The organism is Kribbella sp. NPDC004875 (assembly GCF_042873375.1).
Taxonomy (GTDB): Bacteria; Actinomycetota; Actinomycetes; order Propionibacteriales; family Kribbellaceae; genus Kribbella.
Genome location: NZ_JBIALI010000006.1, coordinates 269,241 through 282,039 on the forward strand (window position 1 = coordinate 269,241; position 12,799 = coordinate 282,039).

The window sequence follows — 12,799 nt, forward strand, 5'->3', positions numbered from 1 at the left end:
GCTGCCCGTTCCGACGGCGAACGCGCCATCCTGCCTGACGACCCCACAGGCCCGACAGCGGCTGCCCGTGATCCGGACGCCGTTCACCGAACGTTCACGCGTCCCCAGCGTCGCCATCGTCGTGGGTCCGTCGTCGCTCGCCGTGCCTGATGAGGGCCTGGTGCAACTGGTCCGGACCCCATTGCCCGGTGACCGCGAGCCGCACGAGGTCCGCCTGGGTCCGCGGTGCGAGACCGTCGATCGGCTGGTCGCGGTCCAGGTTGGTCGGGAACGCGTACCCCTCGGCCGTCGCCGCGATCACGTTCTCGACGGCGGCCGGATCGGCGAGGTCGCGGAGTACGGGATAGACGGCTTCGATCATCCGCGCCCGGTCGATGCTCTCCATCGCACGGCCGAACGCCGAGGAGACCTGCAGCAGGTTCGCCATCCGCAGGATGCCGGCCGAGCGGTTGCTCCCGGCGGCGTGGAACAGCGCCGGGTTGAAGAACACCGCGTCGCCCTTCTCGAGCGGCAGTTGCACGTGGTTCTCGACGAAATACGCCTGGAACTCCGGCCGGCGATAGGCGAGGTAGCCCAGGCTGTACTTCTGCGAGTGCGGCAGGTACAGCGTCGGCCCGGACTCCACCGGCATGTCGCAGTGAGCGACCGCCCCCTGCAGCGTCAGCACGGGCGACAGCCGATGCACATGCTCGGGGTACTGCGCCGCCACCTCGTCCGACTGGAACCCCAGGTGGTAGTCCCGGTGCGCCGTCTGCCCCTCGCCGCCGGGATTCACCACGTTCACCTGCGAGGTGACCTGGTACGCCGGTCCGAGCCAGGCCGCGGACACGAGCGCGAGCAGATCGTTCGCGTAGTACGCCACGAACACCTCGGGCGCGTCGACCGCGAGTTTCTCGAGGGCGTTCCAGACCCGGTCGTTCGCGCCCGGTCTCGCGAAGTGGTCGCCGGCCGCGACACCGGAGCGGTGCTGCTCCGCGATCATCCGCTGGAAGGCGGCGGTCGCGGCGTCGACCACGTCGTTGCTAAAGGCACCTTTCAGGACCAGGATCCCGGGACCGTCGGCGAAGGCCCGGACGAACTCGGCCTGCAGGTCCCGGGGTACGGCGGTGCGCGCCCGGGCTGCGTCGTACACCGGGACCTGCTGCTCGATCGTGGTGGCGGTCGGGTAGTCGGTGGGCTCGGTCCGGTCCTTGAGGACGGTCAGCAGGTCGTCGAGCCGGACGTCGGCGGGGTTCAGCCACATGGGATGGCTCCTCTCGGTGGACAGTTCCAGATTGGAGTCCTGCTGAGACCTGAGCAACCTGCACCTGTTCAACCTGCCCAGCTGAGCACCTGCCCACGGTCGACCAGCCGGTCCTGCAGCTTGTCGACGTCCACCTCCTGTACGTCGTTCTGCGCGCGCAGCGACTGCACCGCGGCCACTGCGGCCGACTCCGCGAGTACGCAGAAGACCGGCTCCATCCGCGTCGCGGCGTACCCGATGTGGGTGGCGGAGAGGCAGACCGGGACGAGGAGGTTTCCGCAGTCGCTCTGCAGCGGGGTGATGGCTCGGTACGGGACCGGATAGGGCCGGCCGGTGCCCAGATGGCCGCCGATGAACATGTCTCCTTCGGTGGCGACGCCCGGCTGACCTGATGCGTTGCGGCGGGCGATTCGACGTACCGGATAGACGTCGACGCCGAAGAGGGCCAGACCGACGCTGTCCGACGGTTCGGTCCGGTTGATCACGTCTGCATGGGTGATCGTGTACTGCCCGGCCAGTCGTCGGCACACCCGGATGTAAAGCTGCGGCGGCCAGCCATCGGTGTCCGGGAACACGCTCTTGTCGAGTCCGTACGCCGCCGTCTCCGCGCGGAAGTCCGCTGGTACGTCCGGGTGGGTGGACAGGAAGTGGTGGAGCCCGCGGAGGTAGTCGAGGTGCTGACGCCAGATGCGCGAGCGATCGTCCCAGTTGCCGTCCTGGTACGCGCGGCTCAGGCCGAGTGGAGCGTTGGTGACCAGAGAGGCCCGCTGGTAGTTGTACTCGCCGGAGTTGAGCCAACCGGGGAAGATGCCGGTCAGGTCTTGGGCGCCGAGGTGGGCGATGTAGCGGCGTACCAGCTCGTAGTCGGCAGGGGAGTAGTTGTCAGGCGGGGTGAGCTCGGCGCGGCGGTCTGGGTCGGTGGTCACGTAGAAGCGGTAGTTGTAGGCCTGCGTGTAGTCATCGGCCGCACCGAGCGCCAGTCCGTGATCCTCCTCGACGTGCGGCAGCAGTCCGCTGGTGCTGTCGCCTGGGACGACGTACGGATCGATCGGGGTCCAGTTCGTGACCGGCTGCACGCCCGCGACGTCTTCTCCGAAGGCTGCCTGCGATTCGCGTCCGGTGCGGTAAGGGACGCCGGCGTGCGCCATCAGGTCGCCTTCGTACGACGCGTCGATGAAGACCTTCGCTTGGATCTCCTGGGCGAGGACGGCGGCGGCGGCCGGCAGCGGTACGCCCCATTGGTCTGGTGGTGAGGTCTCGAGTTGCAGCGACGTGATGTGGTTGCCGGTGCGCTGCACCGAACGCACCCGGCGTTCGAAGATCACCTCGACGCCGGCTGCGGTCACCCACTCGTAGAACGCGTTGTGTGGCTGCTGGGCGAAGCCGAAGACCGCGTCGCGTGTCAGACCACCGGTAGCCGCCGGGAGCGGGCAGTCCTGCGCCGGCTTGATCCCCGCGCTCAGCATTCCGCCGAGCCACCGACTCGGCTCCACGAGGACCACCGAGGCGCCTTCTTGCTGTGCGGTCACCGCCGCGACACAGCCCGCCGCGGTTCCGCCGTACACACAGACATCGACCATGGCATGCACTCTGCTGGGTGTGTCATGCCTCAGGACATAGCGGTTGTCAGTGTCGACATATACTTTTTTGCCATGCTCGAGTTGGACGGCTACTTAGTCGCGCCGCACCGGCTCCAGTTCGCCCTCGCGTACGACACCTATGACACCTGGTGTCTCCTGCTTCCGATCAGCGGCGCCTTCGACTACCGGGTCGGTGAGCGGCACGGCACCGCCAGGTTCGGCGACATCGTCGTCTGTCCACCCGCGGGCACTCTGCACCGCCGGATGCGCACCGGGACCTCGTTCTTCCACGCCCGCTTCACCACGGAGCTGGCGCCACCAACCGGCGGTACCCGGCTTCCCGACCGCGATCGGCTGCGTGGCAACCTCGCGCTGCTCGAGACCGCCACCGCGCCGATCGCGACCCATGTCGTGACGGACCTCGTTCTGATGCTGCTCCGCGCCCGCACTCGGTCCCCGCGAGATCGGTTGGTCCAGAGCGCGACGACGTACCTCGACGAGCACTGCACGTCGCCAGGTCTGTCACTGGGGCAGGTGGCCGCTGAGCTCGGTATCAGCCCGTCGCAGCTGTCCCGCCGCTTCCGAGCCGTCCATGGTGTCACTCCGGTCGCTTATCTTCGCGATCTGAGGTTGCACAAAGCGCGTGAGTTGCTGACCGAGACTGACAGCACCTTGCGGGTGATCGCGGAGCAGACGGGCTACCGCAGCGCGTTCTATTTGAGCAGGGTGTTCAGTAGCCAGACCGGCCAGTCGCCGTCGGAGTACCGGCGTACCAGTCGGGTCTAGGTCGTGAGTAGTCGCTCGGACCATGAGCTCGGGCATGGTGTTCCTACTGTCGAAGGGGTTTGTCGATGCGCACTGACCATGGGCTGCCGGTGGTGCGGCTGGGACTGATCGGGGCCGGCCGGATCGGCACGATGCATGCCGGGAACCTCGCCCGGCACGTGCCGGGCGCCGAGCTGGCGGCGGTCGCCGACACCCGGCCCGAGGCGGCCGTCCGGCTTGCGGCCCGGTACGGCGCGGCGACGCCGGACGTCGACGAGCTGCTGAAGGATCCCGGGATCGACGGCGTGCTGATCACGTCGCTCGCGATCGCGCACTCGGAACTGATCGTGCGGGCGGCGGAGGCGGGCAAAGCGGTCTGGTGCGAGAAGCCGGCGTCGCTGACATTGGCGGAGATGGACCGGGCGATCGATGCCACCGAGCGCGCCGGCGTCCCATTCCAGGTCGGCTTCAACCGGCGGTTCGCCAGGGACTTTGCCGCGGCGCAGCAGGTGATCCAGGACGGTGGGATCGGTACGCCGCGACTGGTGCGGTCGATCACGCGTGACCCCGGCGGGCCTTGGGGCTTGCGCTACGCCGATCGGATTCCGCAGTGGACGATCTTCCGGGAGACGTTGATCCACGACTTCGACACGCTGCTCTGGCTGAACCCGGGTGCCCGTCCGGTCGAGGTCTACACGACTGCGGACGCTCTGGTCGCACCGGACTACAAGGAGCGCGGTCTGCTCGACACCGCGGTCGTGGTGATCACCTTCGACAACGGTGCGATCGCGACAGCGGAGGCGAACTTCTCGTCGTACTACGGGTACGACGTGCGCGGTGAGGTGTTCGGCAGCGAAGGGATGGTCGAGGCCGGACAGCTGGCGAGCAGTGCGCTGGTGCACTACACCGCGAACGGGTTGCACCAGCAGACGCTGCGGAGTGACGAGGAGATGTTCCACGACGCCTACGTGCAGGAGCTCACCGACTTCGTCGACGTCGTCCGAACGAACGGCGTACCGCCGGTGACTGGTCAGGATGCGCGGAAGGCACTGCAGGTCGCGCTGGCCGCAATGGCGTCGTACGAGGAGCACCGGCCAGTGCGGGTCGAGGACGTCCGATAAGGCGTACCTGTGATCAAATCCGGTTGGTGGGTCGACGGAAGCCGGTCCAGCCCTCAGGATGTGCCCATGAGCACCGTCCAGGTCCAGGTTGATCGGAACAGCCGTACGCCGTTGCACGTGCAGCTGGCGCAGCAGCTGGAGGCGGCCATCCAGGGCGGCGAACTGCCGGTCGGGTCCCGGCTGAGCAACGAGGTCGACCTGGCCGAGGCGTACGGGCTGAGCCGGCCGACCGTCCGCCAGGCGATCGCGCGACTCGTCGACCAGGGCCTGCTGGTCCGCAAGCGCGGCGTGGGCACCCAGGTGGTCGGCAACTCCGGCCAGGTACGCCGCTCGCTCGAACTGACCAGTCTGTACGACGACCTGACCGCGGCGCACCGGAAGCCGCAGACCGACGTACTGCGCTTCGGTGTCTCGCCCGCCGGCGCAGAGGTAGCCTCCGCGCTGCAGTGCGAACAGGGTGACCGGGTACTGCGTCTGGAGCGGCTCCGGCGTGCGGACGGTGAGCCGCTCGCCCTGATGCGTAACTGGCTGCCACCCGAGATCCTGGAGACCGACCCGACGACACTGGCCGAGCGCGGACTCTACGAGCTGCTCCGGGCCGAGGGCGTCCGGCTGAAGGTGGCACACCAGACCATCTCCGCCATCCCGGCCAGCCCGGACCACGCCCGCCTGCTGGCGGAGGAGCCGGGCTCACCACTCCTCGCGATCACCCGCATCACGTACGACGACCACGGCCAGCCCGTCGAGTACGGCTCTCACCTCTACCGCGCCAGCCGCTACTCGTTCGAACACACCCTGGTCCACCGCTAGCGTCCTGGGTGCCCCGGGCAACCAGCTCGGGTTACTTGCGGAATTGCAACAACCTGCAATTTTCTGGACCGCCTCGTGAACCGACGGATACGGTGAGTGAGCCATCGGCTTGTCACGGTTGTCCACAGGGCAGCCACCACGAGTGGCGTCGGGTGCGCAGGAGTTGAAAGGATGGTCGCGCATGGTGACCGCAGGGTCGCCAGACGGGACACACACGGGGAGATCGATGACAGCGGACAGACTCGACGCGCACCGCTCGGGTTGGGACGGTGCCATCGAGCTGATCGATGCCCAGGTCCGTGACGTCGTCCGCCGCGAAGGTATCGACCCGCTCCGCGATCCCGCCGCCGTGAACGCGATCGTCGCGGTCGTCGTCCGGGAGTACGACGAGCGCAGCCTGACCGGCGTCGTACCGCCGATCGGTGACCTGGAAGCGGTCAGCCGCGAGGTGCACGACCGGGTGGCCGGTTTCGGTCCGCTGCAGCGCTACCTCGACGACCCTTCCGTCGAGGAGATCTGGATCAACGAGCCGAGCCGGGTGTTCATCGCCCGCGAGGGCCGGCACGAGCTGACCACCACGGTGCTGACCGAGGAGGAGGTAGCCGACCTGGTCGAGCGGATGCTGAAGACCACCGGCCGCCGGATCGACGTCTCGCAGCCGTTCACCGACGCCCGGCTGCCGGACGGCAGCCGCGTGCACATCGTGCTCGGCGGCATCACGCAGCGGTACGCGGCGATCAACATCCGCAAGTTCACCGTCCGCGCGACCCGGCTCAGTGACCTGGTTCAGCTCGGGTCCCTGACGCCGCACGCGGCCGCGGTGCTGGAGGCATCCGTTGCCGTCGGCCTCAATGTCCTGGTCTCCGGCGGCACGCAGGCCGGCAAGACCACGATGCTGAACGCGCTGGCCGGTTCGATCCCCGGCAGCGAGCGGGTGATCAGCTGCGAAGAGGTCTTCGAGATCAAGCTGCCGATCCCCGACTGGGTGTCGATGCAGACCCGCCAGGCCGGTCTGGAGGGCACCGGTGAGGTGCGGCTGCGCGACCTGGTCAAGGAATCGCTGCGGATGCGGCCGTCCCGGGTGATCGTCGGCGAGGTGCGCGGCGAGGAGTGCCTCGACCTGCTGCTGGCGCTCAACAGCGGCCTCCCCGGCATGTGCACGATCCACGCCAACTCGGCCCGCGAGGCGCTGACCAAGATGTGCACGCTGCCGCTGCTGGCCGGTGAGAACATCGGCTCCCGGTTCGTGCTGCCGACCGTGGCCGGCTGCGTCGACATCGTCGTACACCTCGGGATCGCCGCCGACGGGCACCGGCGGGTCCGCGAGGTCGTGGCGGTCACCGGGCGGGTCGAGGAGCAGGCGATCGAGACCGAGACACTGTTCGGGACCTACGACGGGTACCTTCGCCGCGCCGAGGGGCACCTGCCGCATCCGGAGCGGTTCCAGCAGGCCGGGTACAACGTGGCCGGGCTGCTCACCGAGTTGCCGCGGGGGAACGGCTGATGGGTCTGCTGATCGGGATGTTCTTCGGGATCGGCGTGCTGCTGATCATCGCGACGTTCGTGGCGCCGTCCGAGGCCACGACGGACTCCGACGGATGGCTGCGCGGGAAGAGTCGTGAACTGCTCGCGGGCGCGGGTATCGAGGGCCTGACGCCCGGCGCGTTCATCGGAGCCTGCGTGCTCACCGGCGTGGCCGGCTTCCTGCTGATGTTCCTGGTGTCACAGGCGCTGCCGGTCGGACTGGTCTTCGGGCTGATGGCGGGCTGGATGCCGATCGCGCTGGTGCGGGCGCGGGCTCGGCGGCGGCTGGCCGAGTTCCGTGAGCTCTGGCCGGACGTGGTGGACAACGTCGCGTCGGCGGTCCGTGCAGGGCTGTCGTTGTCCGAGGCCTTGGCCCAGGTCGGTGAACGTGGGCCGTTGCCGTTGCGGGAGCCGTTCCGCCGGTTCGGTGCCGACTACGCGTCGACCGGCCGGTTCGCCGAGTCGCTGGACCGGTTGAAGGCGCGGCTGGCCGACCCGGTCGGCGACCGCGTGGTCGAGGCGCTGCGGATCGCGCGCGAGGTCGGTGGTGGAGACCTCGGCCGGCTGCTGCGCTCGCTGTCGACGTTCCTGCGCGACGACGCGCGGACCAGATCCGAGCTCGAGTCCCGGCAGTCCTGGTCGGTCAACGGTGCCCGGGTCGCGGTCGCGGCGCCGTGGCTGGTGCTGGCGTTGCTGTCCTTCCAGGGCGACGTGATCCAGCGGTACAACTCGCCGATGGGCGCGGTGATCATCGGCGCCGGCGCGATCCTCTGCGTGATCGCGTACCGGTTGATGCTGCGGATCGGCCGGCTCCCCGAGCCGGAGCGGGTGCTGCGATGAACCCGTTCCTGGTCGGTGGTTTCCTCGGCGCGCTGCTCGGGGCCGGCCTGCTGATCGTCGTACTGCGGTTGCCGTTCCTGCGGAAACCGACGGTCGACGAGCGCATCTCGCCGTACCTGCGGGATCTCGGCGCACCGGACGTGTTCGTCGGCGTGGTGGACTCGCGGTCGCCGTTCTACGCGATCCTGCGGCTGTTCGGGCCGTCGCTGCGCTCGGCCGCGCAACGGCTGGAGCGGATCCTCGGCGGGGCGAACACGATCCGCCGCCGGCTGCAGCGCGCGGGCATGGACCGGACGGTCGAGGAGTTCCGGATCGAGCAGCTGCTGTGGGGCACGCTCGCGTTCGGTGGCGGTCTGGTGATCTCGATCGTCTCGGTCGCCTTCGGCCTCGGCAACCCGGTCGGGTTGCTCGTGTTCTGCGGTGTGCTCGGCGTTCTCGGAGTCCTCGGCCGCGACACCTATCTGACCTCGCAGGTACGCCGTCGTGAACGCCGGCTGCTCGCGGAACTGCCGACCGTGGCGGAGTTGCTGGCGCTGTCGGTCGCGGCAGGTGAAGGCCCAGCGTCCGCGCTGGACCGGGTCACGCGCGCCTGCCGCGGTGAGCTGGCGGACGAACTCAAACGAGTCCTGGCGGAGACCAGGGCGGGAGAAACGCTGGTCCGCGCGCTCGACGCGCTCGCGGACCGCACCGGATTGCTGGCGCTCTCGCGCTTCGCGGACGGGCTGGCGGTGGCGCTGGAACGCGGTACGCCACTGGCCGACGTCCTGCGGGCGCAGGCCGGCGACATCCGCGAAGCGGGGCGCCGCGAACTGATCGAGTCCGGGGCGCGTCGCGAGGTCGCCATGATGGTCCCGGTGATCTTCCTGGTCCTGCCGGTGACCATCGCGTTCGCCTTCTACCCCGGCGCTGTCGGAATCCGGCTGATCGCCGGATGAACTGAGGAGAGGTCATGTCCCTGTACCTGACGAGGTTGTACCTGACGTTGCTGCTGAAGCCACGTCCGGCACGGACCGAGCGCGGCGACGTCCCCGGCTGGGTGCTGATCACCGTGATGACGGCCGGCCTGGTCGTCGCGATCTGGACGCTCGCCAAGGATCAGCTGGTCGACATGCTGAAGAGCGCGCTGTCGTCGGTCTCCAACAAGTAGATGCCGCGAGCCCGTGACGAGCGGGGATCGGCCGTTGTCGACTTCGTCCTGGTCTCGACGATCCTGGTGCCGCTGTTCCTCGGCATCCTCCAGGTCGGCCTGCTCCTGTACGTGCGCAACACCCTGACCGCCGCCGCCTCCGAGGGAGCGCACTACGCGGCCGTGCTGAACCGGGCACCGGCCGACGGCGAGGCACGCACCCGGGAGTTGCTGCGCGGCGTGGTCACCGACCAGTTGATCGACTCGGTGTCGTCGTCGGAGACCGACATCGACGGGCAGCCCGGCGTCGAGGTCGCCGTACACGCCCACATGCCGCCGCTCGGGCTGTGGGGTCCGGGGATCTCGTTCTCCGTCGAGGGGCATGCCGTGAAGGAGACCGGCGAGTGAAGCGCCGCCGGGACGAGCGCGGTAGCGCCGTCGTGGAGTTCTCCTGGCTGGCGATCCTGCTGATGGTCCCGCTGGTCTACATGATGCTCGGCGTCTTCGACGTCCAGCGGGCGTCGTACGGCGCGACCGCGGCGACCCGCGCGGCCGGGCGAGCCTTTGTCATCGTGCCGGACGGGATGTCCGAGGACCAGGCCCGGGCGCGCGCGTTCGAGGCCGCGAAGCTGGCGATGCAGGACCAGGGGATGGACCTCAGCACCGACGAACTCACCATCAGCTGCGACCCGGCCTGCCTGCAGCCCGGCTCGACCGTGACCGTCACTCTCGACACGAAGGTGCGGCTGCCGCTGATCCCCGACGCTCTCGGCGGCGAGCCGCCCGCGATCAACATCAGCGCCTCCCACACCGAGGCCTACGGCGACTACCGCCAGGCCAAGGGCAACGGATGAGCGAGTCACGCTGGGGACGTCGGCGTGGTGAGGACGGGCAGATGACCGTGCTGATCATCGGGTTCATGGTGGTGATCCTGCTGATGGTCGTGGTGGTCACCGACATCTCCAAGGCGTTCCTGGTCCGTCGCGACCTGGACGCCACCGCTGACGGCGCGGTCCTCGCGGCCGCCAACGGTCTCGCCGCCGTCTACGCGCAGCCCGGCTCGGGAGGTAACGCCGCGATCGATCCCGAGCAGGCGCGGCAACTCACCGCGGACTACCTGAACCAAGTTGCCGCAAGCAACAGATTCGACGCGCTCGACTGGTCGGTCGACGTCGAAGGCACCACGGTCACCGTCCACCTCACCTCCATCGCCGACCTCCCGTTCTCACCCCCCGGCTTCCCCACCACGGCCGACGTACAGTCCGAATCAGCCGCCATCGTCCCCATCCGCTGACCCGACCCCCAACCACGGCACCGCCGACGCAACGCACCACCCCCGCGACATCCCGCCGTACCCACCCAGACCCCCGCGCCGCCTTCACGCGCCGCCTTCACGCGGCGCCTTCACGCGGCGCCTTCACGCGGCGCCTTCACGCGGCGCCCCCACGCGCTGCTCCCACGCGGCGCCGACGCGCTGGACCCGTGCGCCGTACCTGCGCGCTGGACTCTCCGCCGTACCTCCGTGCTGGACCGCGGCAGTTGAGCCGAACACCTGCATCGCCGCCACCGCACCGCCACCAGCACCCTGGGCCACGCTCGGCACGCTCGGAACCCGCTCAGCACACCGGCACCCGCCCGGGGCACCGGGCGCGCGAACATGCGCCGGGACTGGGAACAGGTCGTGGTGGGTGTGGAGAGGTTATTGCTTGTGCTCACCGACCAGGAGGTGTGTTCGGGCTCCGAAGTCGGCGCGGTGCGCCGAGCCGCCAAGAGCCGGTGCCGCCTGCAGGTACTCCTCCTGCCGGTGCGCCGGCGGGCGGGTGCTCGTGCGGTGGGTGTGTCGCGGGGTGGGTGCTCGTGCGGTGGGTGTGTCGCGGGGTGGGTGCTCGTGCGGCGGGTGTGTCGCGGGGTGGGTGCTCCGTCAGTTGGGTGCTCTGACGGTGGGGTGGTTTGTGGGGATCGCTCCGTGGAGGGACTGCCGTTCACGGGGGTGGTCGTGGGGTCTGGGCACAGGCACTGGTGACTGGGCACGGGTTATTGCTGGTGCTCAGTAACCGGTAGGTGTTCAGGGTCCCGGTTGGTAGCGGGGACCGGCGTGGGGCGGCGAGCCGCGGCGACCCTCGGCGAGCCTCGGTGAGGGTCGGGGCGGGCTGGCGCGGGACCGGGGGGTTACGTGAAGAGGGTGGGGTTGTCGGTCAGCCAGGTGGTGAAGGGGCGGCCGGTGTGGCCGGTGAGGAGTTCCACGCCGGGCTCGATCGGGGCCGGGGTGCCGACACGGGAAGCCCAGTAGGCGAGGAGGGTCTCGCGTTGGCCTTCGTCGCGCAGGCCCATCTCGGCGCGGGCCTCGTCCGGGGTGAGGTCGACGGCTTCGATCGGTACGCCGGTGACCTCGGTGATCTGCTCGATCTGGCGCCGACGCGTCATCGACTCCGGGCCGGTCAACGGATAGCCGCGACCGTCGTGCCCGTTGCCCGGGCCGTCGAGGAGGACCCGGAGTGCCGCGTCGGCGATGTCGAGCTCGTGGATCGGCGCCTCCTCGGCGTCGAGGTACGGCAGCCGGATCTGACCCGTCGCGCGGACCTGATGCGCCCGGTACTTCGCGTTGCTCATGAACGCCCCGGGCTGCAGCCGAGTCGTCGCGTACGACGCGTTCGCGATCACCTGCTCGGCTTTCGCGTGCGGGTCTTCGGGACCACCGAGCGATGACAGCGACGACAACAGCACGACCTGCTTGACCCCGGCTGCCTCGGCCGCGGCGACGAAGGCGGGTGCGGACCGTGCGTCGGAGTACAGGAAGACCTGGGTGACGCCGTCGAGCGCCGGCGCCGGGTCGGCCGGGTCGTAGACGACGGCGGTGCGGAGTGCGGAGGGTTCGCGGCTGGCGACGCGGACGTCCTGGCCGGCCGCGGTCAGGCCGGCGGCGACGGCGCGGGCGATCGCGCCGCGGCCGCCGGAGACGAGAATCGTCATTGGATGTGCTCCAAAAATGTAGTGACTACAAGAATGGAATCAGTAAAGCAGATGCTCTACGGTGTGGCAATGGAGATCGGGCGGCGGGAGCGCAAGAAGCAGCAGACGCGGCAGGCCATCTCGGACGTGGCCACGAACCTGTTCCTCGAGCGCGGCTTCGACGCGGTGACCGTCGCCGAGGTGGCCCGGGCGGCCGATGTCGCCGTACAGACGGTGTTCAACCACTTCCCGGCGAAGGAGGATCTGTTCTTCGACGAGTCGGGCTGGTGGCGAGGGCCGGCGCGGGCGATCCGGGAGGCACCGCCGGGTGCGGATCCGGTGGATGTGCTGGAAGCGCAGTACCTGGCGGTGACGCGGGAGCGGCTCGAGGTCGGTCATCTGGCGACGTGGAAGCAGTTCGTGCGCACGATCGAAGGCAGCCCGGCGCTGCTCGCGCGGCGTCGCCTGACGGCCGACGAGCTGGAGACCTCGCTCACCGAGGCCCTGGACGAGCGCTCGCCGGACCATCTCCGCAACCGCCTGACCGCCGCCCTGTACGCCGCCGCGCAGAAGGTGCTCGAGGAACGCCTGATGACCGTTCTGCCCGACGACGCGACGCCCGACGAGCTCGCCCAAGCCCAAACCGAGCTCGAGCAGGCGATCACCCAAGTCTTCGCCGTTCTTCGTCGTGGACTTTAAGAGGGTGGCTGGGGGTCCTGCGCCTACTGCGCGGCACTCGGCGGGCACCTCGACGAGCTGGAGCGAAGGGAACGATGAAACCACATCGACCCCTTCGCTCCAGCTCGCCGAGGCACTCCGCCGAGCACCTGCTCGCTACGGC

15 protein-coding genes are annotated in these 12,799 nt (G+C 69.3%); 11 read left to right on the top strand and 4 right to left on the bottom strand.

Annotated features, from left to right (window positions below; translation table 11 throughout):
- Window positions 1-94 precede the first annotated feature (94 nt).
- Together ACFYRH_RS31720 and ACFYRH_RS31725 are read right to left on the bottom strand one after the other, a co-directional pair.
- Complete coding sequence (locus tag ACFYRH_RS31720) at window positions 95-1,243, bottom strand: phytanoyl-CoA dioxygenase family protein (protein WP_387783016.1); 1,149 nt, start codon at window positions 1,241-1,243, stop codon at window positions 95-97.
- A gap of 68 nt (window positions 1,244-1,311) precedes the next feature.
- Entirely contained in the window at window positions 1,312-2,823 is a 1,512-nt protein-coding gene (locus tag ACFYRH_RS31725) for an FAD-dependent oxidoreductase (protein ID WP_387783018.1), read from the bottom strand.
- A gap of 72 nt (window positions 2,824-2,895) precedes the next feature.
- Between ACFYRH_RS31725 and ACFYRH_RS31730 the strand changes: the two genes are divergently transcribed.
- From ACFYRH_RS31730 to ACFYRH_RS31775, 10 genes are all read left to right on the top strand, one after another.
- Window positions 2,896-3,609, top strand: a complete 714-nt coding sequence (locus ACFYRH_RS31730) for a helix-turn-helix transcriptional regulator (RefSeq protein ID WP_387783020.1) — start codon at window positions 2,896-2,898, stop codon at window positions 3,607-3,609.
- A gap of 65 nt (window positions 3,610-3,674) precedes the next feature.
- Window positions 3,675-4,709: a Gfo/Idh/MocA family oxidoreductase gene (locus ACFYRH_RS31735; RefSeq protein ID WP_387783022.1), complete on the top strand. Its 1,035-nt coding sequence runs from the start codon at window positions 3,675-3,677 to the stop codon at window positions 4,707-4,709.
- A gap of 66 nt (window positions 4,710-4,775) precedes the next feature.
- Window positions 4,776-5,519 carry a GntR family transcriptional regulator gene (locus tag ACFYRH_RS31740; RefSeq protein ID WP_387783024.1) on the top strand — a complete coding sequence of 248 codons (744 nt, stop codon included), beginning with the start codon at window positions 4,776-4,778 and terminating at the stop codon, window positions 5,517-5,519.
- 226 nt (window positions 5,520-5,745) lie between these two features.
- The gene (locus ACFYRH_RS31745; RefSeq protein ID WP_387783026.1) at window positions 5,746-7,023 is read left to right on the top strand and encodes a CpaF family protein; all 1,278 of its coding nucleotides are present in this window, start codon (window positions 5,746-5,748) and stop codon (window positions 7,021-7,023) included.
- Complete coding sequence (locus ACFYRH_RS31750; protein ID WP_387783028.1) at window positions 7,023-7,883, top strand: type II secretion system F family protein; 861 nt, start codon at window positions 7,023-7,025, stop codon at window positions 7,881-7,883. The genes ACFYRH_RS31745 and ACFYRH_RS31750 overlap by 1 nt, the downstream gene beginning before the upstream one ends.
- Window positions 7,880-8,818, top strand: a complete 939-nt coding sequence (locus ACFYRH_RS31755; RefSeq protein WP_387783030.1) for a type II secretion system F family protein — start codon at window positions 7,880-7,882, stop codon at window positions 8,816-8,818. The genes ACFYRH_RS31750 and ACFYRH_RS31755 overlap by 4 nt, the downstream gene beginning before the upstream one ends.
- Window positions 8,819-8,832: 14 nt before the next feature.
- The gene (locus tag ACFYRH_RS31760) at window positions 8,833-9,030 is read left to right on the top strand and encodes a hypothetical protein (RefSeq protein ID WP_387783032.1); all 198 of its coding nucleotides are present in this window, start codon (window positions 8,833-8,835) and stop codon (window positions 9,028-9,030) included.
- Entirely contained in the window at window positions 9,031-9,417 is a 387-nt protein-coding gene (locus ACFYRH_RS31765; RefSeq protein ID WP_387783034.1) for a TadE/TadG family type IV pilus assembly protein, read from the top strand. It abuts the gene before it with no gap.
- The gene (locus ACFYRH_RS31770; RefSeq protein WP_387783036.1) at window positions 9,414-9,863 is read left to right on the top strand and encodes a hypothetical protein; all 450 of its coding nucleotides are present in this window, start codon (window positions 9,414-9,416) and stop codon (window positions 9,861-9,863) included. Before ACFYRH_RS31765 ends, ACFYRH_RS31770 begins: the two co-directional genes overlap by 4 nt.
- Window positions 9,860-10,303: a pilus assembly protein TadG-related protein gene (locus ACFYRH_RS31775; protein ID WP_387783038.1), complete on the top strand. Its 444-nt coding sequence runs from the start codon at window positions 9,860-9,862 to the stop codon at window positions 10,301-10,303. The genes ACFYRH_RS31770 and ACFYRH_RS31775 overlap by 4 nt, the downstream gene beginning before the upstream one ends.
- 123 nt (window positions 10,304-10,426) lie before the next feature.
- Here the strand turns inward: ACFYRH_RS31775 and ACFYRH_RS31780 are convergent, their stop codons facing one another.
- Window positions 10,427-10,603 (bottom strand): hypothetical protein, encoded by a 177-nt coding sequence (locus ACFYRH_RS31780; protein ID WP_387783040.1) that lies wholly within the window; start codon window positions 10,601-10,603, stop codon window positions 10,427-10,429.
- A gap of 575 nt (window positions 10,604-11,178) precedes the next feature.
- Window positions 11,179-11,979 carry an SDR family oxidoreductase gene (locus tag ACFYRH_RS31785; RefSeq protein WP_387783042.1) on the bottom strand — a complete coding sequence of 267 codons (801 nt, stop codon included), beginning with the start codon at window positions 11,977-11,979 and terminating at the stop codon, window positions 11,179-11,181.
- Between the two features lie 69 nt (window positions 11,980-12,048).
- Here ACFYRH_RS31785 and ACFYRH_RS31790 point away from each other — a divergent pair, with 69 nt between their 5' ends.
- Window positions 12,049-12,657 carry a TetR/AcrR family transcriptional regulator gene (locus tag ACFYRH_RS31790; RefSeq protein WP_387783044.1) on the top strand — a complete coding sequence of 203 codons (609 nt, stop codon included), beginning with the start codon at window positions 12,049-12,051 and terminating at the stop codon, window positions 12,655-12,657.
- Window positions 12,658-12,799 lie beyond the last annotated feature (142 nt).